The 22,121-nt window shown below is 70.0% G+C and carries 21 protein-coding genes; 4 read left to right on the top strand and 17 right to left on the bottom strand.

The annotated features are described in order from the left end of the window. Window positions 1-6: 6 nt before the first annotated feature. The 5 genes from ACZYZ3_RS14870 to ACZYZ3_RS14850 form a co-directional block, all read right to left on the bottom strand. The gene (locus ACZYZ3_RS14870; protein ID WP_463964584.1) at window positions 7-2,967 is read right to left on the bottom strand and encodes an FtsK/SpoIIIE family DNA translocase; all 2,961 of its coding nucleotides are present in this window, start codon (window positions 2,965-2,967) and stop codon (window positions 7-9) included. 204 nt (window positions 2,968-3,171) lie between these two features. Next, window positions 3,172-4,863 carry a ribonuclease J gene (locus ACZYZ3_RS14865; protein WP_463964583.1) on the bottom strand — a complete coding sequence of 564 codons (1,692 nt, stop codon included), beginning with the start codon at window positions 4,861-4,863 and terminating at the stop codon, window positions 3,172-3,174. A gap of 61 nt (window positions 4,864-4,924) precedes the next feature. Then, window positions 4,925-5,833: a 4-hydroxy-tetrahydrodipicolinate synthase gene (gene dapA / locus ACZYZ3_RS14860; RefSeq protein WP_463964582.1), complete on the bottom strand. Its 909-nt coding sequence runs from the start codon at window positions 5,831-5,833 to the stop codon at window positions 4,925-4,927. A 91-nt stretch (window positions 5,834-5,924) separates the two neighbouring features. Then, window positions 5,925-6,719: a carbon-nitrogen hydrolase family protein gene (locus tag ACZYZ3_RS14855; RefSeq protein WP_463964581.1), complete on the bottom strand. Its 795-nt coding sequence runs from the start codon at window positions 6,717-6,719 to the stop codon at window positions 5,925-5,927. Between the two features lie 69 nt (window positions 6,720-6,788). Continuing rightward, window positions 6,789-7,175, bottom strand: a complete 387-nt coding sequence (locus ACZYZ3_RS14850; protein ID WP_463964580.1) for a hypothetical protein — start codon at window positions 7,173-7,175, stop codon at window positions 6,789-6,791. Between the two features lie 98 nt (window positions 7,176-7,273). Here ACZYZ3_RS14850 and ACZYZ3_RS14845 point away from each other — a divergent pair, with 98 nt between their 5' ends. Further along, a complete protein-coding gene (locus tag ACZYZ3_RS14845; RefSeq protein WP_463964579.1) occupies window positions 7,274-8,542 on the top strand; it encodes a heparan-alpha-glucosaminide N-acetyltransferase domain-containing protein in 1,269 nt (422 codons plus the stop codon). An 83-nt stretch (window positions 8,543-8,625) separates the two neighbouring features. On the opposite strand, the gene ACZYZ3_RS14840 is transcribed toward ACZYZ3_RS14845, so the two are convergent. The 7 genes from ACZYZ3_RS14840 to ACZYZ3_RS14810 all read right to left on the bottom strand — a co-directional run bounded on the left by ACZYZ3_RS14840 (window position 8,626) and on the right by ACZYZ3_RS14810 (window position 14,417). Further along, window positions 8,626-9,108 (bottom strand): hypothetical protein, encoded by a 483-nt coding sequence (locus ACZYZ3_RS14840; protein WP_463964578.1) that lies wholly within the window; start codon window positions 9,106-9,108, stop codon window positions 8,626-8,628. Between the two features lie 5 nt (window positions 9,109-9,113). Continuing rightward, a complete protein-coding gene (dapB, locus tag ACZYZ3_RS14835; RefSeq protein WP_463964577.1) occupies window positions 9,114-9,872 on the bottom strand; it encodes a 4-hydroxy-tetrahydrodipicolinate reductase in 759 nt (252 codons plus the stop codon). A gap of 97 nt (window positions 9,873-9,969) precedes the next feature. Beyond that, complete coding sequence (locus ACZYZ3_RS14830) at window positions 9,970-10,506, bottom strand: molybdenum cofactor biosynthesis protein MoaE (RefSeq protein WP_463964576.1); 537 nt, start codon at window positions 10,504-10,506, stop codon at window positions 9,970-9,972. Then, a complete protein-coding gene (locus ACZYZ3_RS14825; RefSeq protein WP_463901362.1) occupies window positions 10,496-11,008 on the bottom strand; it encodes a MogA/MoaB family molybdenum cofactor biosynthesis protein in 513 nt (170 codons plus the stop codon). The genes ACZYZ3_RS14830 and ACZYZ3_RS14825 overlap by 11 nt, the downstream gene beginning before the upstream one ends. Next, the gene (gene moaC, locus ACZYZ3_RS14820; protein WP_463964575.1) at window positions 11,005-11,508 is read right to left on the bottom strand and encodes a cyclic pyranopterin monophosphate synthase MoaC; all 504 of its coding nucleotides are present in this window, start codon (window positions 11,506-11,508) and stop codon (window positions 11,005-11,007) included. The genes ACZYZ3_RS14825 and moaC overlap by 4 nt, the downstream gene beginning before the upstream one ends. Then, window positions 11,496-12,719: a molybdopterin molybdotransferase MoeA gene (locus ACZYZ3_RS14815; RefSeq protein WP_463964574.1), complete on the bottom strand. Its 1,224-nt coding sequence runs from the start codon at window positions 12,717-12,719 to the stop codon at window positions 11,496-11,498. Before ACZYZ3_RS14815 ends, moaC begins: the two co-directional genes overlap by 13 nt. Window positions 12,720-12,797: 78 nt before the next feature. After that, window positions 12,798-14,417, bottom strand: coding sequence for a molybdopterin-dependent oxidoreductase (locus ACZYZ3_RS14810; RefSeq protein ID WP_463964630.1), 1,620 nt, complete (start codon window positions 14,415-14,417; stop codon window positions 12,798-12,800). A 220-nt stretch (window positions 14,418-14,637) separates the two neighbouring features. Between ACZYZ3_RS14810 and moaA the strand changes: the two genes are divergently transcribed. Both moaA and ACZYZ3_RS14800 read left to right on the top strand, forming a co-directional pair. Then, the gene (gene moaA / locus ACZYZ3_RS14805; RefSeq protein ID WP_463964573.1) at window positions 14,638-15,774 is read left to right on the top strand and encodes a GTP 3',8-cyclase MoaA; all 1,137 of its coding nucleotides are present in this window, start codon (window positions 14,638-14,640) and stop codon (window positions 15,772-15,774) included. Window positions 15,775-15,781: 7 nt separating this feature from the next. Beyond that, on the top strand, window positions 15,782-16,048 hold the full coding sequence (locus tag ACZYZ3_RS14800) for a MoaD/ThiS family protein (protein ID WP_463964572.1): 267 nt from the start codon (window positions 15,782-15,784) through the stop codon (window positions 16,046-16,048). A gap of 82 nt (window positions 16,049-16,130) precedes the next feature. On the opposite strand, the gene ACZYZ3_RS14795 is transcribed toward ACZYZ3_RS14800, so the two are convergent. After that, window positions 16,131-17,267: a helix-turn-helix transcriptional regulator gene (locus tag ACZYZ3_RS14795; RefSeq protein ID WP_463964571.1), complete on the bottom strand. Its 1,137-nt coding sequence runs from the start codon at window positions 17,265-17,267 to the stop codon at window positions 16,131-16,133. A 132-nt stretch (window positions 17,268-17,399) separates the two neighbouring features. On the opposite strand from ACZYZ3_RS14795, the gene ACZYZ3_RS14790 reads away from it, so the two are divergent. Continuing rightward, window positions 17,400-17,795, top strand: a complete 396-nt coding sequence (locus tag ACZYZ3_RS14790) for a hypothetical protein (protein WP_463964570.1) — start codon at window positions 17,400-17,402, stop codon at window positions 17,793-17,795. Here the strand turns inward: ACZYZ3_RS14790 and ACZYZ3_RS14785 are convergent. Genes ACZYZ3_RS14785 through ACZYZ3_RS14770 form a run of 4 tightly spaced genes read right to left on the bottom strand, consistent with a single transcriptional unit; the run spans window position 17,720 to window position 22,051 of the window. Beyond that, window positions 17,720-18,625 carry an alpha/beta hydrolase gene (locus ACZYZ3_RS14785; protein WP_463964569.1) on the bottom strand — a complete coding sequence of 302 codons (906 nt, stop codon included), beginning with the start codon at window positions 18,623-18,625 and terminating at the stop codon, window positions 17,720-17,722. The two genes, ACZYZ3_RS14790 and ACZYZ3_RS14785, sit on opposite strands and share 76 nt — an antisense overlap. Next, a complete protein-coding gene (locus ACZYZ3_RS14780; protein WP_463964568.1) occupies window positions 18,622-19,305 on the bottom strand; it encodes a TetR/AcrR family transcriptional regulator in 684 nt (227 codons plus the stop codon). Before ACZYZ3_RS14780 ends, ACZYZ3_RS14785 begins: the two co-directional genes overlap by 4 nt. Beyond that, window positions 19,302-20,942, bottom strand: a complete 1,641-nt coding sequence (locus tag ACZYZ3_RS14775) for a class I adenylate-forming enzyme family protein (protein WP_463964567.1) — start codon at window positions 20,940-20,942, stop codon at window positions 19,302-19,304. Before ACZYZ3_RS14775 ends, ACZYZ3_RS14780 begins: the two co-directional genes overlap by 4 nt. Further along, window positions 20,939-22,051 carry a branched-chain amino acid ABC transporter permease gene (locus tag ACZYZ3_RS14770; RefSeq protein WP_463964629.1) on the bottom strand — a complete coding sequence of 371 codons (1,113 nt, stop codon included), beginning with the start codon at window positions 22,049-22,051 and terminating at the stop codon, window positions 20,939-20,941. The genes ACZYZ3_RS14775 and ACZYZ3_RS14770 overlap by 4 nt, the downstream gene beginning before the upstream one ends. Window positions 22,052-22,121: the final 70 nt, after the last annotated feature.

Genomic DNA, 22,121 nt, shown 5'->3' with positions numbered 1-22,121 from the left:
CCTAGGCTACCGTCCGGTGAGCGACCATGCGTCCTCGGAACCCCCGTCGTCCCCATCCGGGCCGCCGGAGCCCCCGTTGGCGCCGTCTGCGCCGTCGTAGTACTGGGTGTCCTGACCGCGCCGGTCCAGGTCGGCGGCGACGAGGTCCTCCGCGTAGCCGCCCTGGGCGACGTTGGCGTTGGCGTTCTCGCTCAGCGCCGCGGTCTGTGAATCGGCGACGGCGGGCACGTCCATGCCCTTCATGGCAGCGAGAACCGCCGCCAGGTCATCGGGTTTGACCAGGACGTCGCGGGCCTTGGAGCCCTCGGAGGGGCCCACCACGCCGCGGGATTCGAGCAGGTCCATGAGCCGACCGGCCTTCGCAAAGCCGACCCGCAGTTTGCGCTGCAGCATTGAGGTGGACCCGAACTGGGTCGTGACCACGAGTTCGGTGGCCTGCAGCAGGACCTCGAGGTCGTCCCCGATGTCGTCGTCGATCTGCTTCTTCGGCGCCTCGGGGGCGACGTCGTCGCGGTAGTCGGCCTTGAGCTGGCCCTTGACGTGCTCGACGACTTTGTGGATTTCGGATTCGGTGACCCAGGCGCCCTGGACACGCATGGCCTTCGAGGCACCCATCGGCAGGAAGAGCGCGTCGCCCTGGCCGATCAGTTTTTCGGCGCCCGGCTGGTCCAGGACCACGCGGGAGTCGGTGACCGAGGAGGTCGCGAACGCCATCCGGGAAGGCACGTTGGCCTTGATCAGGCCGGTGACGACGTCGACGGAGGGCCGCTGGGTGGCGAGCACGAGGTGGATGCCGGCGGCGCGGGCCAGCTGCGTGATGCGGACGATCGAGTCCTCGACGTCGCGCGGGGCGACCATCATCAGGTCCGCGAGCTCGTCGACGATCACGAGCAGGTAGGGATACGGCCGGATGACCCGCTTGGACCCCTCGGGCGGGAGGACCTTGCCGGCGCGGACGGCCTTGTTGAAGTCGTCGATGTGCTTGAAGCCGTAGTTGGCGAGGTCGTCGTAGCGGGCGTCCATCTCGCGGACCACCCATTGCAGGGCCTCGGCGGCCTTCTTGGGGTTGGTGATGATCGGGGTGATGAGGTGCGGGACGCCCTCATAGGCGGTGAGTTCCACGCGCTTGGGGTCCACCATGACCATGCGGACCTCGTCGGGCGTGGCGCGCATCAGAATGGAGGTGATCATGGCGTTCACGAAGGCCGACTTGCCGGCACCGGTGGCGCCCGCCACCAGAAGGTGCGGCATCTTGGCGAGGTTAGCGACGACGTAGCCGCCCTCGACGTCCTTGCCGACGCCAATCACCATGGGGTGCTCGGTCCGCCGGGCGTTCTGGCTGCGGAGCACATCACCCAGGGAGACGGTCTCGCGGTCCGTGTTGGGGATCTCGATGCCGATCGCGGACCGGCCGGGGATGGGGCTTAGGATGCGGACGTCCGAGCTGGCGACGGCGTAGGAAATGTTCTTGGACAGGGCGGTGACACGTTCCACCTTGGTGCCCGGGGAGAGTTCGATCTCATAGCGCGTCACGGTGGGCCCGCGGCTGAAGCCGGTGACTTGTGCCTCGACGTTGAACTGGTTCAGGGTTTCGGTCAACGAGGCGACGATGGCGTCGTTGGCCTCGGTGCGTTCCTTGGGAATGGAGCCCGGTGTCAGCACGTCCGACGGCGGCAGCGTGTACGTCACGTCACCGGCGAGCGACAGCTGTTCGGTGCGCTGCGGAATCGGGGTGGGCAGCGGTGCCGGGACGACGGGTCTGGAGGGGACCTGCGCTGCGGCTGCCACGGCTGCGGCTCCGGGTGCCGGAACGGCAGGGTTCAGTGAGCCGGCGGCGACCATGCCCGGTGTGACGAGCGGGATCGCCTCGGTGGCGTTGTCCCCGGCCGCTCCGGCCGCACTGCCCAGCCCCTGGGCTGCCTTGATCTTCTCGACGGCGAGCTCGGCCTGGGTGGGACGGCGCACCCCCGGCGCGATGGACCTGCTGCCGGTTTTGGCGCCACCGGCGGCTCGGGCGGCTTCGGCTTCCTCGTCAGCAATGAGCGCCCGCTCGAAGGCCTCGTCGCCGACGTAGCCTTCGAGTCCGGCGTCCTCGTCCTGGTCCTTGCCGAAGAGGCGGCGGCGCTTCTTCTTGGCCGGGGCCGGGGTGTCGTTTTCGTAGAGGTAGCTGCGGTCATGGCCGTCCGTGCCGGTTTCCTGATCCTGCAGGTCGATGCCCATGAGGTGCTCATAGGCGCCGCGCAGGCGGTCCGGGATGGCGCCGAACGGCGTGGCGGTGACGATCAGCAGGGAGGTGAATGCGAGCAGGCCGTAAACAGCCAGCGGGACGGCCGGGTGGATGGCGGCCAGCGGGGCGGCGGCGAGGTAGCCGAGCATGCCGCCGGCCCGGCGGAGCCCGTCGAACCCCTCGGTGACGCCCGGTTCCCCGCCAATGACGTGGGCCAGGCCGGTGCCGGCGAAGGTCATGATCAGGAAGCCGATCCCGATCCGGTTGTTGCCGCGGCCATCGACTGGCTGGCGGAACAGCCGGAAGGCGCAGACAAACAGCATGAGCGGCAACAGCAGGGACATCCAGCCGAAGGTGCCGTTGACGATTCCGTAGACCATGTCCGGGAACCAGCCCTGGAAGCCCCACCAGGCGAAGGTGGCGACGAAGACCCCGAGCGCGAGGTTGAACAGGGCTGCGCCGTCGCGGCGGTCCCCGGGGGCGAGGTCGCTGACGTCGTAGCCGATCCGGCGGATTCCCGCCCCGACGACATGGGCAACGCCCAGCCATGCCCCGGCCACAACCCGGAGCAGCCAGGGCTGCTTGGGTTCGACGGCGGCCAGCTGACGGGTGCGCGCGGTCCCCGTTGTTCCGGAGGGCTTGCTGGTTTTGGACGCAGCCGGGCCGGAGCCCCGAGCCGAAGAGCTGCCTGATTTACCGCTGGGGTTTCCTCTAGGCGCGGAGGAAGTACGTGTCGCCATACCCGCTACGGTACCTGACTCCGGGCCGAAAACCGCGGATTTCCGGGCCTCCGCGGGGGCCATGTTGCCGGCCGGGCACGCAAAACGGCCCTCCCGGTCCGCCGCAAGCCGAGGCCTGCGGCAGGCCGGGAAGGCCGTCATGGTGCGAAGCAAAGCGCTGAGGCGGCCAGCGCTGGGGTCAGCCAGCGCTGAGGCCGCAAGGGCCTAGGCCTCCAGGACCACCGGGATGATCAGGGGCTTGCGGCGGAGCTTGCGGTTGACCCAGGTGCCGACCACGCGGCGGACAACCTGCTGCAGCTGGTGCGTGGTGTGGTCCGTGCGGTTGAGCACGGCTTCTTCCAGGGCGGCGTTGATCTTGGGGATGATCTCGTCGAAGACGGAGTCGTCCTCGGCCACGCCGCGGGCGTGGATCTCGGGGCCGGAGACAACCTTGCCGGTGGCGCGGTGGATCACGGTGATGATGGAGATGAAGCCTTCATCGCCGAGCGTCTGGCGGTCCTTCAGGTCCGCTTCCGTGACTTCGCCGACACTGGAGCCGTCGACGTAGACGAAGCCGACCTCGACCTGGCCGACGATGTCCGCCTGGTGGTCCCGGAGGTCGATGACGGTGCCGTTGTCTGCGAGGAGGATGCTTTCCTCGGGGACGCCGGAGTCCAGGGCAATCTTGCCGTTGGCGATCAGGTGGCGCGTTTCACCGTGCACCGGCATCGCGTTCAGCGGCTCCAGGATGTTGTAGCAGTACAGCAGCTCGCCGGCGGCGGCGTGGCCGGAGACGTGCACCTTGGCGGTGCCCTTGTGGATGACGTCTGCGCCGAGCTTGAGCAGGCCGTTGATGATGCGGAACACGGCGTTCTCGTTGCCCGGAATCAGGCTGGACGCAAGGATGACGGTATCACCCTTGCCGACGACGACGCGGTGGTCACCATTGGCCATGCGGGACAGGGCTGCCATCGGCTCGCCCTGGGAACCGGTGGACATCAGCACCACGCGGTTGTCCGGCAGGTTGTCGATGTTCTTGATGTCAACCAGGATGCCCGGCGGCACCTCGAGGTAGCCGAGCTTCTCGGCGATGGCCATGTTGCGGACCATCGACCGGCCGACGAAGGCCACCTTGCGGTTGTGGTTGGCGGCGGCGTCCAGGACCTGCTGCACGCGGTGCACGTGGGAGGAGAAGGACGCGACGATCAGGCGCTTGGAGGCCTGGCCGAAGAGCCGGTCCAGGGTGGGTCCGATTTCCTTCTCGGCGGTGGTGAAGCCCGGCACGTCGGCGTTCGTGGAATCCGACATGAACAGGTCCACGCCCTCTTCGCCCAGCTTGGCGAAGTGGCGGAGGTCGGTGATCCGGCCGTCCAGCGGCAGCTGGTCCATCTTGAAGTCGCCGGTGTGCAGCACGGTGCCGCCGGAGGTGCGCAGGAACACGGCGAGGGCGTCAGGGATGGAGTGGTTGACGGCGACGAATTCGCATTCGAACGGGCCGAACTTCTGCACCTGTCCCTCGGTGACGGTCTGGGTGACCGGCTTGATCCGGTGCTCCAGCAGCTTCGCCTCGATGAGGGCCAGCGTCAACCGGGAACCGATCACGGGAATGTCCGCGCGCAGGCGCAGCAGGTACGGAACGGCACCGATGTGGTCCTCGTGGCCGTGGGTCAGGACGACGGCGACGATGTCATCGAGACGGTCCTTGATGTAGGAGAAATCGGGCAGGATCAGGTCGACGCCTGGCTGGGTTTCCTCCGGGAAGAGGACGCCGCAGTCGACAATGAGCAGCTTGCCGTCGATTTCGAATACGGTCATGTTGCGGCCGATCTCCCCCAGGCCACCGAGCGGAACGATCCGCAGGGTGTCCTTGAGCAGTTTCGGTGGCGTGACAAGGCCGGGAAGGGCGGTTTGGGTCATAATGCACTACTTTCCAGGCGGTTACCGGCCTGGTCTTTTCCTGATCGGGTGGAACACCTGATCAGGAAAAGACCATTCCGGCTTCCGCCAAGTCCTCGCGGATGGTTTCGATCTCAGCTTCGTCCGGCTCCACGAGGGGCAAACGGACAACCGAGTTGGGCAGGAGTCCCTGCCACTTCAGAACTTGCTTCGCAGCAACAGCACCCTGGATATGGGTCATCACTGCACGGACCATGGGGTCCAGTTCGAAATGTATGGTGCGGGCGGTGGCGAAGTCGCCCGCAAGTGCGGCATCGATCATGGCGCGGAACCGCCGCGACGCGACGTGCGCGGAGACGCTGACGAGCCCGACGGCGCCCGCTGCCATCCACGGCAGGGTCAGTCCGTCGTCGCCCGAGTAGACGTCCAGGTCCGTGTTCGCGAGGACGCGGGTGAGGGCGGCGAAGTCGGCCTTGGCGTCCTTGAGTGCCACGATGTTGCGGTGCTCCGCGAGCCGGATCATCGTTTCAGGCAGGATCGGCACGCAGGAACGGCCCGGGATGTCGTAGACCATCACGGGAAGATCGGCGGCGTCGGCGACGGCTTCGATGTGCGCCTGGATGCCGGCCTGGCTCGGCTTGTTGTAGTACGGGGTGACGATCAGCTGGCCGTGCGCTCCGGCTTTGGCTGCGCGCTTGGCCATTTCGATCGAGTGGGAGGTGTGGTTGGTGCCGGTTCCGGCGATGACCTTGGCCCGGTCCCCGACGGCCTCCACGATGACCCGGAACAGCTTTTCCTTTTCGTCGTCTTCCAGCGTGGAGGTCTCCCCCGTGGTGCCGGAAATGACTAGGGCGTCGTTGCCGTCGTCGACGAGCTTGTTGGCCAGCTCGGCGTTCTGCTGGTAGTCGACCTCACCGTCGGAAGTGAAAGGCGTGACCATGGCGGTCACGAGGGTTCCGAACGTGTAAGAGCGAGTATCAGAGTCAGCCATATGAAAAACGTTACCCTGTCCCCGGCGTGATACGACAATGACGGCTACGTGATGAAGATCAAACCCGGCCCCAACGGCTCATCCGACGGCCTCACCGCGCGAGGCCGGGGCACTGCGATTCCGGGCCGGGCGTTCCTGGGCATACCGGTCCAGGGCGCCGTAGTGCAGGGTCGCGGTCAGCACTTCGGTCCCCGTGCCGGCCGCCTGCCGGATCAGAACTCCGTCCGGTCCCCAGAAACCGCTGCCGCCCGCCGAAGGACCGGATCCGGTGGAGCCCCCGAGGTTGGCCAGCACGCTGAACATCCGGTTCTCCACGGCCCGCGCTCCCAGATGCACGGCCAGGCGGTGGTCCTCGCCGGCGGTATAAAGGGGCCGAGACTGCATAGACGTCGGCACCGGCTCCCGCGGCGTCGCCGGCGTGAACAGGACGGGCGGTGTCCAGACAGATGGCCAGGGCGATCTTCCAGCCGTCCAGGTCCAGGATGACCGTCTGGTCTCCGGCGCGGAAGACATGTTGCTCCGGGCCGTGGAGTTCCAGTTTGAAGCCGGTGTCCAGACCGCCGTTGGGGCGCAGGGCGAGCGAGGCCAGCCGGGGCGTGCCGTCCGCTTCCCGGAACGGGGCACCGACGACAGCGGTGATCCCGGTGCGCCGGCAGATTTCCCGCACGCCGTCCAGCCGCGGGTCCGCGGCGGTTACCCACCGCGCCGGGTCCGCCAGCCCTGGGAGGTCATAGCCGGTCAGGGACAACTCGGGGAACACCACGAGCCGGGCGCCGTGGTCATCTGCGTCTTCGATGAGCCGGATATGTTCCGCAGCGTTGGCGGGAATGCCGCCGTCGAAGGCCGTGTACTGGATAGCGGAGAGCGTCAGCGCGGGGGTCACCATGCCATCCTAGGCACCGCGCCCCCGCCAAGGGCAGGCCGGCCGGAAGGAGAACAGGCTGCAGCCGCAGCGTCAGCCCGCGGGGGCATCCCCGCCCGGCGGCGCGGTGCAGTAGCGGCCCACCGCGGTTTCGCGCAGGGACTCGGCCCAGGCCGCAAGGCGCTGGGCGGCCCGCACGTAGTGGAACAGCTCGGTGGGGGTCAGGGATTCGAGGTCGGTCTCGGCGAGCCGGCGGGCAAGTTCCGCCCCCGGGGCCTGCGCGGACAGGACGGTGCCTTCGCGCTGCCACTGGACGTCCTCGGCGGCTTCGCCGGCCACCAACTGCCGGAAGAGGAAATCCACGACGCCCGGGCTCATCGCTTTGAGGACACCGGACCCCGAGTCCGGGACGCGCTGCGCCGGCCTGCTGGCGCGGCGCGTCCCGGATGCGGGGAAGACGGGCTCTGGTGTGTTGTTCATGGGCCTATGCTATTCGAACATATATTCGAATACAAGAGCGCCGCGGCCCCACAGCTTTGGGCAGGCTGCGGCACAGGCGGATATGGGACGATCGAGATATGACCACGCGCGGAACAGCCTCCTCAGCAAGGACCGCCCGGGGCACGGCGGGAAGCAAAGCAGGAGCCGCGAAAACCGGCAGGCCCGGAGCGCGGCTGTCCGGCATCGATGCCGCCCGCGGGCTGGCCCTTCTGGGCATGATGGCCACCCACCTGTTTCCCACTTTCGAGTCCAACGCCCAGCTCTCCCCCACCTGGGTGGGGCTCGTTTCTTCCGGACGCGCCTCGGCTTTGTTTGCCGTCCTCGCCGGAATCGGACTGGCTTTGTCCACCGGCAAGCAGCAGCCGCTCCAGGGTCCGCAGTTGTGGGCGGCCCGCCGGGGCATCGCGCTCCGGGCGCTGGTGGTCGGCGCCGCCGGGCTCTCCCTTGGCGGGCTCGAAGTTAACATCGCCATCATTTTGGTCCACTACGCCGTGTTGTTCCTGTGCGTGCTGCCGTTCCTCGGCATGGACGTCAAACACCTGCTGGTACTGGCCGCCGGCTGGGTGCTCGTGAGTCCGGCGCTCGCCTTCCTGCTGCGGCCCTGGCTCCTCGTGGCCCAACCGCCGCTGCAGCTCGGCCACAACCCCAAGTGGGAGGATCTGTCCACGCCCGCGGCGCTTCTCGGGGACCTGTTCCTGACCGGCTACTACCCGGTCCTCCAGTGGATTGCCTATCTGCTGATCGGCCTCGCGATCGGCCGGCTGGCCCTCTCGACCGTCTCGGTCCCGGTACTGCTACTGGCGGGGGGAACCGCGGTGGCGGTCCTGGCGAAGTGGTTCAGCGTGGTGATGATGGAGGACTGGGGCGGCCGGGCGGCCCTGCAGGCGTCCCTGCTCAACCCCTCATATCCGTTGGAGAGCCTCCTGCAGGTCAACCTGGCCGGCGTGGACCAGACCGGCTCCGCCTGGTGGCTCGCCTCCAGTGCCCCGCATTCAGGCACCACACTGGATCTGTTGCATACCTCGGGGGTGGCGGCCGCCGTCGTCGGCGTCTGCCTGCTGCTGGGCCGGCTGGTCCAGCGGATCGGGCTGGACGTCCTGCTCCCGCTGCGCGGTGCCGGTGCCATGACCCTGAGCTTCTACACGGCCCACCTCTGCGTGATGGCCTCACTGTACGGCCAGCCGCTGCCGTCCGGGTGGACGGTCGAGGGCGTCTACTGGACCCAGGCCCTGGCGATCCTGGTTCTGGGCGGAATGTTCGCGGCCCTGGCGTGGCGGGGGCCGCTGGAGTGGGTGGCGCATGCCGCCAGCCAGCTCGGCCGCTACCAGCGGGCCCGCGTCCGGTAGCTGGCCTGCGACGTACCGGCTCCCCCGGCCCGCGTCCGGTTTCCCCGGCACCGGCAAGCGTCCGGTGGCACGCTATCCGCGGCTCAGGCCTGGCGGGATCCCGTGCGGTACAGCCGGACGGCATCGCGCATCGAGGCGCGCGCCCGCTTGCGGTCGCCGGCGGCATCATAGGCGCAACTGAGCCGGAACCAGGAGCGCCAGTCCTCCGGCGCGGCTTCCGTCTCGGCCCGGTACTTCTCGAATTCCAGGTCCGCGGCCTCGCGGATGATCCGCCCGGCGGGGGTGCGCGGCAGATTGTCCACCGGCAGGCCGTTCTCGGCTTCAAGGATTTTCGCCAGCCGTTCGGTGCGGGCGCCGAAGAGCAGCTCACGGACGAGGGCCCACGCTCCGATCACCGGCAAAAGCAGGTACGCCACGCCAATGGCCTGGGCCACCGGGTTGGCGTCCGTGATCAGCAGCACCGCGCGCTGGAAGGACACCACGAGGTAGAAGACCAGCAGGAGGGTGACGGCACCGACCCAGATCTTGGTGCGGTTGGCTTTGAACGCGGTCAGGACGTTGGCCACGGCGCTCAGAGCCCCAGGTCCAGGTAGCCGTCCAGGCCCATGGTGAGGCCCGGCCGGGAGGCGACGTTGCGCACACCCAGCAGCACGCCGGGCATAAACGAGGCACGGTCAAAGGAGTCGTGCCGGAAGGTCAGTTGCTCCCCCGGCCCGCCCAGCAGGACCTCCTGGTGCGCCACGAGGCCGCGAAGGCGGACGCTGTGGACGCGGACGCCGTCGACCTCGCAGCCGCGCGCTCCGGCGAGCCCACTCGTGGTGGCGTCGGGGCTGGCCGGGAGGCCGGCGGCTGCACGTTCGGCGGAGATCAGCTGTGCGGTGCGCACAGCGGTTCCGGACGGGGCGTCCACCTTCTCCGGGTGGTGCAGTTCGATGATTTCCACCGATTCGAAATAGCGCGAGGCCTTGGCCGCGAACGCGGAGGCCAGGACCGAGCCGAGCGCGAAGTTCGGTGCGATCAGGACTCCGACGCCGGCGTGGCCGGCGAGGAGCTCCTCGAGCCGGCCCAGCTTCTCCGAGTCCCAGCCGGTGGTCCCCACGACGGCGTGCATGCCGTGTTCGACGGCGAAGCGGACGTTGCCCTCGGTGCTCCCGGGGACCGTCAGGTCCACCACGATCCGGGCTCCGGCGTCGACGAGGGTGTCCAGGGAGTCGTTCCTGCCCAGCTCGGCGACAAGTTTCAGGTCCGCGGCGGCCTCGACGGCTCTCACCGCTTCGGCGCCCATGCGCCCGTTCGCGCCCAGCACGGCGACTGCGAGTTGTTCGGTCATGCCATCAACCCTACCGCCGGGGCGGGCGCCGGCCGGAACCGGCGGCCCTGCGTGACAGGCCCGCCGGGCGGCGATGATCCCCGTGTTGTGTGGCGGACTAGGCGCCCGCCCCGACCCACTCGACCGTGCCGTCGGTGAAGAACTGTTCCTTCCAGATCGGAACCTGGGCCTTGACCCGGTCCACGAGTTCCGAGCAGACCGCGAAGGCCTGGCCCCGGTGCGCGGCGGAAACGGCGCAGACCAGGGCGGGGTCGCCGATCTCCAGCATCCCGATCCGGTGCGCCACCCAGATCCGCACGGGCTGGGCCGGCGAACTGCCAGTTTCGCCGGCCGTCCCGCCGGATCCTCCGACGGCCCGTTCGGCGACGGCCCGTTCGGCGACGGCCCGTTCGGCGACGGCCTGTTCGGCGACGAGCTGCGCGACGACGTCGGCCATGACCTGGTGCGCCGTCGGGTGCGCGCTGTAACTGAGCCGCTGGACCGGCTTGCCGCCGTCGTGGTTCCTGACCACACCGCTGAAGCTGACCACGGCGCCCGCGGTGTCCGATTCGACCGCGGCGATGGCCTGGTCCACGGAGATGGGCTCGGCGCTGAGCACCGCGTTCACGACGTCAAAGGCTGAGTCAGTGGCCATGGCTGCCCTCCAGCTGGTCGCAAAGGTGTCCAAGGATGGGATCCAGCACGCTGAGGCCGTCCATCACACCCTTCGGGGACCCGGGGAGATTGACGATGAAGGTCTGGCCGGCGGCGCCGGCGTGGCCGCGGCTGAGCATCGCCAGCGGCGTCTTGGCAGTCCCGGCCCCGCGGATGCCTTCCATGATGCCAGGGATCTCCCGGTCCAGCAGGGGCAGGGTCTGTTCCGGGGTGGCGTCGGTGGGGCTAAGGCCGGTGCCGCCGCTGGTGATGATGACGGCCGGCGCCTGGGTCAGGAGCGCGCGCAGGGCGGCGCCCACGGCCTCGCCGTCGGGCACCACCAGGGCCGGGTAGGTCTCGAAACCGTGTTCGGTGAGCCAGTCGGTAATGACGGGTCCGGTCAGGTCCTCATAGATGCCGGCCGCGGCCCGGGTGGAGGCAATCACGACGCCTGCCTTGCGCCCGGTGGCTTCGCCGTGCCGGTGTGGTTCGGGCATGCTCATCGTGTCCAGTCCCCGCTCTTGCCGCCGCTTTTGGCCAGCACCTTGATATCCGTCAGCACCGCGTGTTTGTCCACGGCCTTGATCATGTCGTACACGCTGAGCGCGGCCACCGAGGCCGCGGTCAGCGCCTCCATCTCGACGCCGGTGAGCCCGCGGGTCTTGACCGTGGCGAAGACGGTAACCGTGTCGGTGTCGAGTTCGAAGTCGACCGTGACCTTGGCGATCGGCAGCGGGTGGCACAGCGGGATCAGCTCCGCGGTCTTTTTGGCGGCCATGATGCCGGCAACCCGGGCCACGGCGAGGGCGTCGCCCTTGGGCAGGTCTCCCGCGCCGAGCAGGGCCAGGACCTCGGCGGTGCTGCGGACCGTGGCGGTGGCGGTGGCCTCGCGGGTGCTCTCCGCCTTGTTCGACACGTCGACCATCTGGGCCGTGCCGTCCTGCCGGAGGTGGGTCAGGTTTGGGGTTTCTGTTGGGGGGTTTTCTTCGTTCACAGCATCCATACTTCCACCTCGGCGCCTTCGGCGAGCGCGGCAATTCCTTCCGGGACCTGGATCAGGGCGTTGGAGTGCGCCAGGGCGCTGACGAGGTGCGAGCCCGCGCCGCCCTCAAGCCGGACCGTGCCGTCGGGCAGGACCGTGCCGCGCCTTACCTGGTGCTTGCCGGCCGGGGACGCGAGCGCCTCGGCCAGCCGTGCCCTGACGGCCGGGCGGGGTGCCGGCGAGCCGAAGAGGCCGCCGAGCGCTGGCCGGAGGAACATCTCGAAGGAGACCAGGCAGCTGACGGGGTTTCCCGGGAAGCCCAGGACCGGGACGCCGTCGAACGTTCCGATCCCCTGCGGGCCGCCGGGCTGCATCGCGACGCCGAAAAAGTCGACGTCGTGGCCCTGCATCGCCTGCCGGACCACCTCATACGCGCCCTTGCTGACACCGCCGGTGGTGACGATGAGGTCCACGTCCGCCGCGTGCCGGCGCAGCAGGGCTGCGAGTTCCTCCGGGCGGTCCGTGGAAATCCCGGTCCGGGTGACGTGGAGGCCGGCCTGGCGCATGGAGGATTCCAGCAACGTGGCGTTGGAGTCGTAGATCTTGCCGGGCCCCAGGGGGTTGCCCGGTTCCACAACCTCGTCGCCGGTGGTGGCCAGCAGGATCCGCAGCACCCGGTAGACGGGGACCTCGGTGAAGCCCAGGGCGGCCAGCAGTCCCAGTTGTCCGGGTCCCAGATAGGTTCCGGCGGCCAGGGCCAGCTCCCCGGTGCGGATGTCGCTGCCCGCGTCGCGGATGAAGTTCCTGGCCGGGACCGCGGGCAGCCGGACCGTGGCCGGGACGCCGGGCGCGGGGAAGACCGCCGGCAGGGCCTGTTCAATCGGTACGACGGCGTCCGCCCCGGGGGGCAGCATGGCGCCGGTCATGATCGGGGCGGCTGTCCCGGGGGCCAGTTCAGGGGGTGCGGCACCGGCCGGCACGGCGGCGACAACGCGCAGTTCGGTGCCGCCGCCGGGCACGTCGGCGCTGCGGATGGCGAAGCCGTCCATCTGCGAATTCGCGAACGGGGGCAGGTCCAGCGGGGCCACGACGTCCGCCGCGAGTCCCCGGCCCAGTGCCGCGAGGAGCGGGAGCCGTTCGATCCGGTCCGGGCTGCGCAGCGGGGCCAGCAGTTGGCGGACGGACTCGCGGTGCGCTTCCACGGTGACGTGCCCTGTCTGGCTGCGGTGCATGCGTTGGTGACCCCTCGTCGTGAGCCATTGGTTTGGCTCGCCGGCCCGGCTCCCCGGCCCGGCGTGGTGGCCGGGCGGTTAGGACTTCACGTCAACTCTAACCGTGTGAAAGCCGGTGGCCCCGTTGGGCGCCACCGGGGCGCGTTCCTCCACCTGCGCGGCGCCGGTGAGGTCCGTGGCGCGGACCTGGACCTCATACTGGCCGGGCGTCAGCGGCAGCACCAGTTTCCACTGGTACCAGGTGTCCCGGGAGATCCCGGGAGCCAGTTGGGCGTCCTGCCACGCGCCGCGGTTGACCCGGAGCTCGACCCGGCCGATCCCGGTGTGCTGGGCCCAGGCGACCCCGCCGAAAGCCACCGTCCCCGCATTCACCGGACGGCCGTCCCGGGGCACATCGATCCGGGAGGAGGTCTTGATGGGTCCCCGCTCGCTCCAGCCCCGGGGCGTCCAGTAGCCGGCGTCGTCGGCGAAACGTGTCACCTTGAGCTCGGTGACCCACTTGGTCGCCGAGACGTACCCGTAGAGGCCGGGGACGATCAGCCGGGCCGGGAAGCCGTGCTCAAGTGGCAGTGGTTCGCCGTTCATCCCGACAGCCAGGAGCGCGTCTCGGTTGTCCGTCAGCACCTCCAGCGGGGTGCCAGCGGTCCAGCCGTCCGCGCTGCGGGAGAGGACCATGTCCGCGCTGCCTGTCGGGCCCGCCAGGGCCAGCAGGTCCCGGACCGGCCAGCCGAGCCAGCGGGCGTTGCCAATCAGGTCCCCGCCCACCTCGTTGGAGACGCAGGCGATGGTGAGGTGCCGTTCCATCAAGGGTTTGGCCAGCAGCGTGGCGAAGTCCAGGGTGATTTCGCGCTCCACGAGGCCGGTGACCTTCAGGGTCCACTGGCCCGGGTCCACCACCGGGACGCGCAGGGCGGTGTCGATCCGGTAGAAGTCCTTGTTGGGGGTTACCAGCGGGCCCACCCCGTCCAGCCGGACCTCCGCTCCGGCCGGGATCGGCGGGGCCGGTGACTCGGGCACGGGGAGCGCGAGTTTGCTGCGCACTTCATTCACGACGGCGGCGGCCCCCCGGAACGTTGCGGCGAGCACGCCGGCGGCCGCGGCGACGGCGGCCGTCCCGCCGAGCGCCTGCAGGAACCGGCGTCGGGACGGAGGCTGTGCCGCTGGGGCGGTTCCGCCGGGCGGCGGTCCGGCGCCCGGCCCCGCTTCAGGTCCGGCGCCGGGTCCGGCGCCCGGCCCCGCTTCAGGTCCGGCGTAGGTCTGCCATTCCCCCAGCCGGCCGATCAGCCAGCGCAGCAGGATCATGCCCACGGAGGCGGAGAGCAACGGGGCCGGGATCGCGTTCCCGGTCAGTTCGGACCGGCTCAGGACGGCCGCCAGTCCCACTGCGCCGAAGACGGCAATTCTGGCAACCCCGGCGAAGCGGCGCCGCAGTTCCACGATGCCGGACAGGGCAGCCAGGGCGGCGATGAGGAACCCCATGCCGCCCAACAGTGCGGCTTTGTCCGCCGTGCCGAACAGCGAAATGGCCCAGTCCTTGACGCCCGGCGGAACCACATCGATCACGGCGCCGCCGACGGCGGTCACCGGGGAGAGCGAGGGGCTCAGCAGTCCTGCCGCGAGTTCCCCCAGGGCAAGCCCCGTCCCGACGGCCACCACACCGGCGGCGGCCGCCCAGCCGGCCGCTGGCCGGTCCGTCATCCGCGGCACAGGGGTTTGCTGGCCGGGGCTGGGGTGGGTGCCCGCCTGCCCGCGCTGGGAGGTATTCACTCCTCCAGCATAGGTTCGCGCCGTCCCGCCCGGATGACCAATTCCTGGCCAGCGGCATCGGGAACGTACCGGGAACGCGCCAGAACCCCCACAACTTAATCCCGGGCCCAACAGGAGTGATGGACGCGCCGAGGTGGCGTAGCCTGACCTTATGAGTGTTCAGCTTGGTATGCCCCAGCCCCGCGCGAAGGACAGTTCCGGCGCGGGCGCCTCCGGCCCGCAGCCGTCCGGTCGCCCGGCCGGGATGCCCGCCGGCCTGATCGACCGCTACGGCCGCCGTGCCACGGACATGCGGCTGTCCCTGACGGACAAATGCAACCTGCGCTGCACCTACTGCATGCCCGCCGAGGGCCTGGAGTGGCTGTCCAAGCAGGCGGTGATGTCCGCGGCGGAGATCGTCCGGATCGTCCGGATCGGTGTTGACATGCTGGGCGTGCGCGAACTGCGGCTTACCGGCGGTGAACCGCTGGTCCGGGCCGATCTGCTGGACATCATTTCCGCGCTCCGCCGTGCCCACCCTGACCTTCCGATCTCCATGACCACCAACGCCGTCGGACTGGACAAGAAGGCCGCCGGGCTCAAGGCTGCCGGGCTGTCCCGGATCAACGTCTCCTTGGACTCCCTCCACGAGGAAACGTTTACCCAGCTGACCCGCCGTCCCTTCCTGAACAAGGTCCTGGCCGGGGTCGACGCCGCCTGGGCCGCCGGGCTGGGCCCCGTGAAACTTAACGCCGTGCTGATGCGCGGCATCAACGACGTCGAGTCCCCGGCCCTGCTGGCCTGGGCGCTGGACCGCGGTTACGAACTGCGGTTCATCGAGCAGATGCCGCTCGACGCCGACCACGGCTGGACCCGCCGGAACATGATCACCGCCGCGGAGATCCGCGGGCTGCTCTCGGTCGACTACGTACTGAGCGCCGATCCGCGGGACCGCGACGGCGCCCCGGCCGAACGCTTCGAGGTCCGGGCCCGCGTGCCCGGCACGGCCGAGGCCACCGGACCCGTGCTGGGAACCGTGGGGATCATTGCCTCCGTGACCGAGCCGTTCTGCTCCGATTGCCGCCGCACCCGCATCACGGCCGAGGGCAAGATCATGAGCTGCCTGTTCTCCCGGGAGGAAGTCGACCTGCTGGGGCTGCTCCGCGAAGGCGCGAGCGACGAACAACTCGCCGAGCGCTGGCAGGACGCCATGTGGATCAAGCCCAAGGCCCACGGCATGGACCACGTCGGACTGGACGCCCCGGACTTCGTCCAGCCGGACCGCAGCATGAGCGCCATCGGAGGCTGAACCACCTGTGAACGTACGTTACTTCGCTGCCGCGCGCGCTGCCGCCGGCGTCGATGAGGAACGCTTTGAACTCCCCGCGGGAGCCACCGTGGCCTCGCTGCTGGAGGCGATCCTCGCCGTCGAGCGCCCGGAACCCCCGGCCGGAACACCCCCGCTGGCGCGCCTGCTGTCCCGGAGCAGCTTCCTGCTCAACGAGGTCGCGGTGCGGAACCGGGCGGCGGCGCTGAGGCCGGACGACGTCGTCGACGTGCTGCCGCCATTCGCCGGCGGCTAGCCGACGCGGCCACCCGGGCCCTTCACGACAGGCCACCTCACGACAGGACCGTTCACGACAGGCCACCTCACGACAGGACCCTTCACGACAGTCCGGGGGCCGCGCGGGCATCCGCCGGCACAGCCGCGGTCCCGAGAGCCAGACCCACCAGCGCACCCCGGCTCCGGACCCCGCAGGCGGCAAAGATGAGCTTGAACTGGTCCTGCACGGTGTAGGGCCGGATCCGCAGGGCCGCTGCCAGTTCCGCGGTATTGAGTCCGGCGGCGGCGAGGCCCAGGAGCCGGTGCTGCTGCGGGGTCAGGGCAAAGCAGCGGGCGAATACCTCCAGCCGGTCCACCGCCGGGCATTCCTGGATGGTCACCGCGAGCGGAGGGGACGCCCCCGGCCGCCCGGCGTCCATCCGGGTGCAGCGCAGCAGCGCCCAGTCGCCGAGGCCAACAGGGACACGCGACATGGCCGGGTGGGAGTCCATCCCGGCTTCCCTTGCCAGCAGCTGGGCCGCGACATTGAGCACCTCCGCCGGAATGCCCTCATACGGCCGCGGCCCGCGCTGCAGCAGCCCCAGCCAGTCGCTCGCCGAGGCCGTCTGTCCCACAACTTCCAGCCCCTCGGCCAGGGTCAGCACCGCCTGGGGCGGCAGGGGCTTCCGCACGGCCTGCCATGCGGGACCGCTCCCTTCCGCCTCCCGCCGGCACTGTGCCGCCCGGCTCCGGCGGAGGCCCGCCGCCAGCAGCGGCGCCGCGGTGGCGAGATAGTCAGCCTCCGGCTCAGAGAAGGTGCCGGCCACCCCTGCCCGCCACAGGTCCAGCCAGCCCCAGCAGCCATGTTTGTCAGCGAACACCGTGGAGAGCACGTCCGTCACCCCGTAGCGGACCAGCAGCCCGTTCCACAGCAGACTGCGCTCCGGACGGCCGCCGGTGGCCATCACCAGGGTGGTGGCCGGCCGGACCTTTCCCATCAGGGCCGTCCACCGGCCCTGGGGCGTCAGGTACTTGAGCCGGATGAGTTCCGGCAGCTCTTCCGGGCAGGGAATCCTGGCCATCGGTGAGGTGCCGGTGGCCGATCCGGGGTCCGCCAGGGGCCAGGCGAAGGAGCTGAACGGCACCAGCCGGCCCAGCTCGGCCAGCACTCCCCGGCGCAGTTCCCTGTCGTCGAGCACGTCCCGGCAGAGTTGGCCGATGCGTTCCAGGCTCCGGCCCAGCGCCCAGCTGGTGGTCATGCATTCAGTATGCGCCCACCAGATTTCTGGGATACCGGCCGCTGCCCGGCCGCGCCTAGCGTGAAAGTATCCCCGCCGGCAGTGGGCGGGCAGTGGGCCGGCAGGTCACAGGAAACGGAAGGACTGAGTGCGATGTACACCCTGCAGATAGAACACGGAATCACGGATTTCGGCCGGTGGAAGTCAGCGTTCGACCGCGATCCGGTGAACCGCGCGGCGTCGGGGGTGACCGCGCACCGGATCAGCCGCCCGGTGGACGATCCGCACTACGTGGTGGTCGAACTCGATTTCGAGCGCCGCGCCGAGGCGGAAGAGCTCCTGGCGAACCTTCAAGCGAACGTCTGGAATTCCTCCGCCGCTGCCCCCGCGCTCCGGGGTGAGCCGAAGACCAGGATCCTGGCGTCAGCCCCTGACACACCGGCGGGCGGCCACCCGCCACCGAATTTCGGCAGCTACGCGACGGCCAGCGCTTCCCGCACGGTGGCCGCGACGGCGGCAGCGCCCGCAGCGCCCATGATGATCGTGTAGTGGTTGACGTCCGGGACCTCCCGGACGGTCAGGGCCGGCAGCTTCGCCGCCCAGGCGTCCAAATAGCCGGGCCCGTACAGGCCGCCGGGTTCGTCCAGCAGGCCACGGGGCGCCCGCAGCACCTGGGTCTCCACCGCCAGCTCATCCAGGGCTTTCAGGAGTGAGGGGCCGCGGTGCAGTTCGGCAGTGTCGTCCGCCATCGCCTGGTACCGGGTGGCCGGACGGAGCACGGGTTCCTCGCCAGTGAGGTCGTAGTCGACGTACTCCTCCACCAGCGGACCCCAGTCTGCGCTGAAGGCCGGATGCCGCTTCCAGTAGCTGCGGTAGGCCTCCCGGCTGGGGAAGGTGGCGTTCAGACGCTCGGCCGCCGGCCCCAGCACGGTGGCGACAACCTGCTCGTTACTGAGTTCCGCGGGCACCTGCAGCGGCAGTCCGCCGTCGACCAGCACAAGGGACCGCACACGCTCCGGGAACAGGTTCGCGAGCACGACCGAGGCGAAGGCGCCCATCGAATGGCCCACCACGACCACGGGCCCGCTGCTGAGCGCGGCCAGCACGGCCGCGAGGTCCTCGGCGTGGGAGGGCATGCCGTACGGCGCGGGCAGCGCGTTGCTGCGGCCCCGGCCCCGCAGGTCCGGGGCGATAATCCGGACCTCCGGCAGGGCCTCGGCCAGCGCCGGCCAGGCCTTGTGCGACGCGGTCACCCCGTGCACGGCGAGGATGGTCGGCGCCGAAGGGTCCCCGGGCCCCCACACGGCGGTGTGCAGCGTTCCGCCACGGACCCGGACCTCGGTGGTCCGGTAACTGGAGGTGCTGGCTGGATTGTTCATGGGGCTGTCCCTTCCGGGGGCTGAATGGTTCCGAAGGCGGGGCCGGGGCCGGGGGTGGTACCCGGCGCGGGGGCGAGGGCCCGTTCGATGAACTGCATCATTTCCTCAAAGACGTCCTCCGGGACATCCGGCCGGGCACCCTGCGCAGGGACGGCGCCTTCCTCGTCCCAGAGCACCCAGCGCATGCCGATCAGCTCGCCGATGCCCATCAGGGCCCAGGCCGCGACCGTGGGGTCCATGTCCCGGACCTCCCCGCTGAGCTGTGCGGCTTTGAGCCCCTCGATGTAGCCGTTGACGATCCGGGTGTAGTGCAGCCGCAGGGCCCCGGGCGAGACGAACTCGGCCTGCCGGATGATCCGGTACAGCGCGGGGTGTTCCGCCGTGAACCTGAAGAAGGCCCGGAAGCCGGCACGTTCGGCCGCGAGCCGGGTGCCGGCAGAACGGGCGGCTTCCGCCATGGCGTGACGGACCCGCCGGTTCAGATCCTCGACCACCTCATCGAAAATGGCCTGTTTGCCCTCGAAGTACAGATAGAAGGTGCCGAGGCCGACGCCGGCCTCCTCGGTTATTTTCACGATTGAGGCCTCGTGGTAGCCCACCGAGGCGAATACCGTCTCGGCAGCCTGCAGCAGCTTGGCCCGGGTACGGGTGCCCCTCGCGGTGCGCGGCACGGCGCTCACCGCCGGCCCCCGTCCACGGGCAGGGACGCGGACTTGCCGTCGGCGCGTCCCGCCGGCCCGCGCCCGTCCAGCTGCTCCCGCAGCCGGCCGCGCAGCACCTTGTTCAGCGCCGTGCGCGGCAGCGCTCCGACGGTCTCGATCCGTCCGGGAACCTTGAACCGCGCCAGCTGCGCCGAGCAGTGCTCGAGGAGTTCCTCTTCATCCGTGGCCATGCCGGGGCGGATCACCACAAAAGCCACACCGGTTTCGCCCCAGCGCTCGTCCGCCACGCCGACGACGGCGGCCTGCGCCACCGCCGGATGGGCCAGCAGCACCGCCTCGACCTCCGCGGGGGCGACGTTTTCACCGCCGGAGATGAAGACGTCCTTGAGCCGGTCCACGACTTTGATATAGCCCTCGGCGTCGCGCTCCACCAGGTCGCCGGTGCGCAGCCAGCCCCCGGCCAGGACGGCGGCCGTCGCAGCCGGGTCGCGGAAGTAGCCTGCGAAGACCCCCGGACCGCCCACCAGCAGCTCACCGGAGGCGGCACCGTCCAGGATGTCCCCGGTCACCGGGTCGACGACCGCCACAGCCACATGCGGGTACGGTTTGCCCGAGTACCCCACCATCCGGGCGGCATCCTCGTTGGCCAGGCAGAGCACATTGGGCGATGCCTCGGTCAGCCCGTAGCCCTGGCTCAGCGCCACTCCCCTGCGGTGCCAGATCCGCAGCAGCGGCGCCGGCATCGGCGCCCCGCCCACCACAGCGTGGCGGAGGCTGCTGAGCTCGGCGGTGGCGAAGTCGGGGTGTTCGGCGAGCATCAGGTACTGGGTGGGGACGCCCATCAGCATGGTGACCCGGCGCTCCGCGATCAGCTGCAGGACCCGGCCGGGTTCGAAGCCGCGCTCCAGCACTACGGTGGCGCCGGTCCACCAGGCCAGCAGGGGCTGGATGTTCCAGCCGCCGACGTGGAACTGCGGCAGCACGGCCAGCACAACGTCGGTGCTGCCCAGATCCATCGTCCGGGACAGTGAGAGGTTGGTCCAGAAGCAGTTGGCGTGGGTCAGCACGGCGGCCTTGCTGGCCCCCTCGGTGCCGGACGTGAAGATCATCAGCAGGGGGTCGTCGTCGCGCACTTCCCGCGGTGCTTCGAGCCGACGAACTTCAGGGCCACGGGCGTCCACCCCCGCGGTGCCCGCAGCGGCCAGCACCCGGGAGGGCGGGGGCACAGACTTTTCGATGCCGCCCGGGCCCAGCGCGGCGGTCCGGGGCCGGTGCGCCAGCAGCGTGCACGCGCCCGCGGCGAGGGACTCCAGCTCGTCCTCCACGAGCAGCAGCTGGGGGTCGGCGAGCTCAAGCTGCGCGGCGAGTTCCCGGGGTGAGAGCCGCCAGGACAGCGGGACGAGAACCAGCCCCGCCTTAGCGCAGGCGAAGAACGCCACGACGTGGTCTGAGCTGTTGCCGGTCAGGGTCGCGATCCGGTCCCCCGTCACGTAGCCGGCAGCCGCCAGGCCGGCGGCGAGGCGGGCGGCCCGGCGTTCCAGCTCGCCGTAGCTCAGCGTGCAGCCGCGGTCATCGACGGCGATCCGATGCGGGGTGGCGATGCTCCGGTCGGTGGTCCAGCGGCCCAGGGTGTGCAGTCCGTCAGCGGGGGTCATGCCGATTCCTCCAGAATCTCGCGGGACATCGCGGTGCTGTCATTGCCAGTGCTGTCATTGCCGGCCCTCCGGACCCGCCGGTTGCGGCGCTGGGCGAGCCGCTGGGCGGCGCCCGTCAGGCCCCCCGGCAGGAAGAGCACCACCAGGATGAACAGGGTGCCCAGGATGAACAGGGGCTCCGACAACGGTATCCGCAGGATGTCCGGCAGCGCATCGATGGCGTCGGAGTTCGCGAGGGTCGTGAGGCGCTGGTCCAGGATTGTGTAGAAGACGCCGCCGATCACGGCGCCCCAGCGGGATCCGACGCCGCCCAGGACCACCATCACGAGCAGGGTGATGGTCAGGTCGGCGGAGATGGCCCGCGGAACGGCGCCGCTCTGCAGGAGCAGGAACACCATACCGATGATGCTGACCAGGACGGCCGAGACCACGAATATCAGCAGCTTCACGAGGTACGGCTGCAGGCCCAGGACGCGGACGCGGAGTTCGTTCTCGCGGACCGCGGCGGCGAGGTGGCCGGCGCGGGAGGACTCCACCCAGGTGACCACGATGAAGACGACCACGAGCACCGCCAGGGCCAGCCAGTAGAGGTTGCGGGTGTTGACCACACCGACGAGGAAGTCAGGCAGGTTGTCCGTGCGCAGCGTCAGGCCTTCGTCTCCGCCGGTGGTGCCGTCGGGGTTGCGCCCCACGATCACCGAGCCGGCCTGGGCGAACGCGAGCGTGACCATGGCGAAGGGGATGCCGCTGACCCGCAGGCTGATGCTGCCCACCACGTGGGCCAGCACGATCACGGCCAGCAGCGTCAGGCCCATTGCGGGCAGCAGCGGGATGTCCAGGTTCTGCAGGATGATCGCCAGACCGTAGACGCCGGCGCCGAAATACAGGGCATGGCCGAAGGAGAGCAGGCCGGCGACGCCGAGCAGCAGGTGGTAAGTAAGGGCCGCGGCGGCCATCAGCATGCACATTGCCAGCAGCTGCAGGGATCCCGGCGTGTAGGTGGGTCCGGGCAGCACCCCGGGCAGGGACAGATTGAGCAGCGGCAGCAGGAACAGGAGCACGATTCCGGCGAGCCCTCCGGCGGCGCCGGCGACAGTCCGGCGGGTCAGGCGCGGCCGGGCCGGCCGTGGGGCGCCGGCGGCAGCCGCTGTTCCGCGGGGGCCCGCGGGGTCCCCGCCG

This window comes from Pseudarthrobacter linnaei, from assembly GCF_055412825.1.
The sequence above is the reverse complement of the archived record's forward strand: the minus strand, read 5'-3'. Positions and strand labels throughout refer to the sequence as shown.

Excerpts from the sequence above, each read along its gene's own strand:
- ACZYZ3_RS14870 (WP_463964584.1), bottom strand. The coding sequence starts at position 2,967 with ATGGCGACACGTACTTCCTCCGCGCCTAGAGGAAACCCCAGCGGTAAA.
- ACZYZ3_RS14865 (WP_463964583.1), bottom strand. The coding sequence starts at position 4,863 with ATGACCCAAACCGCCCTTCCCGGCCTTGTCACGCCACCGAAACTGCTC.
- dapA (WP_463964582.1), bottom strand. The coding sequence starts at position 5,833 with ATGGCTGACTCTGATACTCGCTCTTACACGTTCGGAACCCTCGTGACC.
- ACZYZ3_RS14855 (WP_463964581.1), bottom strand. The coding sequence starts at position 6,719 with ATGGTGACCCCCGCGCTGACGCTCTCCGCTATCCAGTACACGGCCTTC.
- ACZYZ3_RS14850 (WP_463964580.1), bottom strand. The coding sequence starts at position 7,175 with ATGAACAACACACCAGAGCCCGTCTTCCCCGCATCCGGGACGCGCCGC.
- ACZYZ3_RS14845 (WP_463964579.1), top strand. The coding sequence starts at position 7,274 with ATGACCACGCGCGGAACAGCCTCCTCAGCAAGGACCGCCCGGGGCACG.
- dapB (WP_463964577.1), bottom strand. The coding sequence starts at position 9,872 with ATGACCGAACAACTCGCAGTCGCCGTGCTGGGCGCGAACGGGCGCATG.
- ACZYZ3_RS14830 (WP_463964576.1), bottom strand. The coding sequence starts at position 10,506 with ATGGCCACTGACTCAGCCTTTGACGTCGTGAACGCGGTGCTCAGCGCC.
- ACZYZ3_RS14825 (WP_463901362.1), bottom strand. The coding sequence starts at position 11,008 with ATGAGCATGCCCGAACCACACCGGCACGGCGAAGCCACCGGGCGCAAG.
- moaC (WP_463964575.1), bottom strand. The coding sequence starts at position 11,508 with ATGGATGCTGTGAACGAAGAAAACCCCCCAACAGAAACCCCAAACCTG.
- ACZYZ3_RS14815 (WP_463964574.1), bottom strand. The coding sequence starts at position 12,719 with ATGCACCGCAGCCAGACAGGGCACGTCACCGTGGAAGCGCACCGCGAG.
- ACZYZ3_RS14810 (WP_463964630.1), bottom strand. The coding sequence starts at position 14,417 with ATGACGGACCGGCCAGCGGCCGGCTGGGCGGCCGCCGCCGGTGTGGTG.
- moaA (WP_463964573.1), top strand. The coding sequence starts at position 14,638 with ATGAGTGTTCAGCTTGGTATGCCCCAGCCCCGCGCGAAGGACAGTTCC.
- ACZYZ3_RS14795 (WP_463964571.1), bottom strand. The coding sequence starts at position 17,267 with ATGACCACCAGCTGGGCGCTGGGCCGGAGCCTGGAACGCATCGGCCAA.
- ACZYZ3_RS14790 (WP_463964570.1), top strand. The coding sequence starts at position 17,400 with ATGTACACCCTGCAGATAGAACACGGAATCACGGATTTCGGCCGGTGG.
- ACZYZ3_RS14785 (WP_463964569.1), bottom strand. The coding sequence starts at position 18,625 with ATGAACAATCCAGCCAGCACCTCCAGTTACCGGACCACCGAGGTCCGG.
- ACZYZ3_RS14775 (WP_463964567.1), bottom strand. The coding sequence starts at position 20,942 with ATGACCCCCGCTGACGGACTGCACACCCTGGGCCGCTGGACCACCGAC.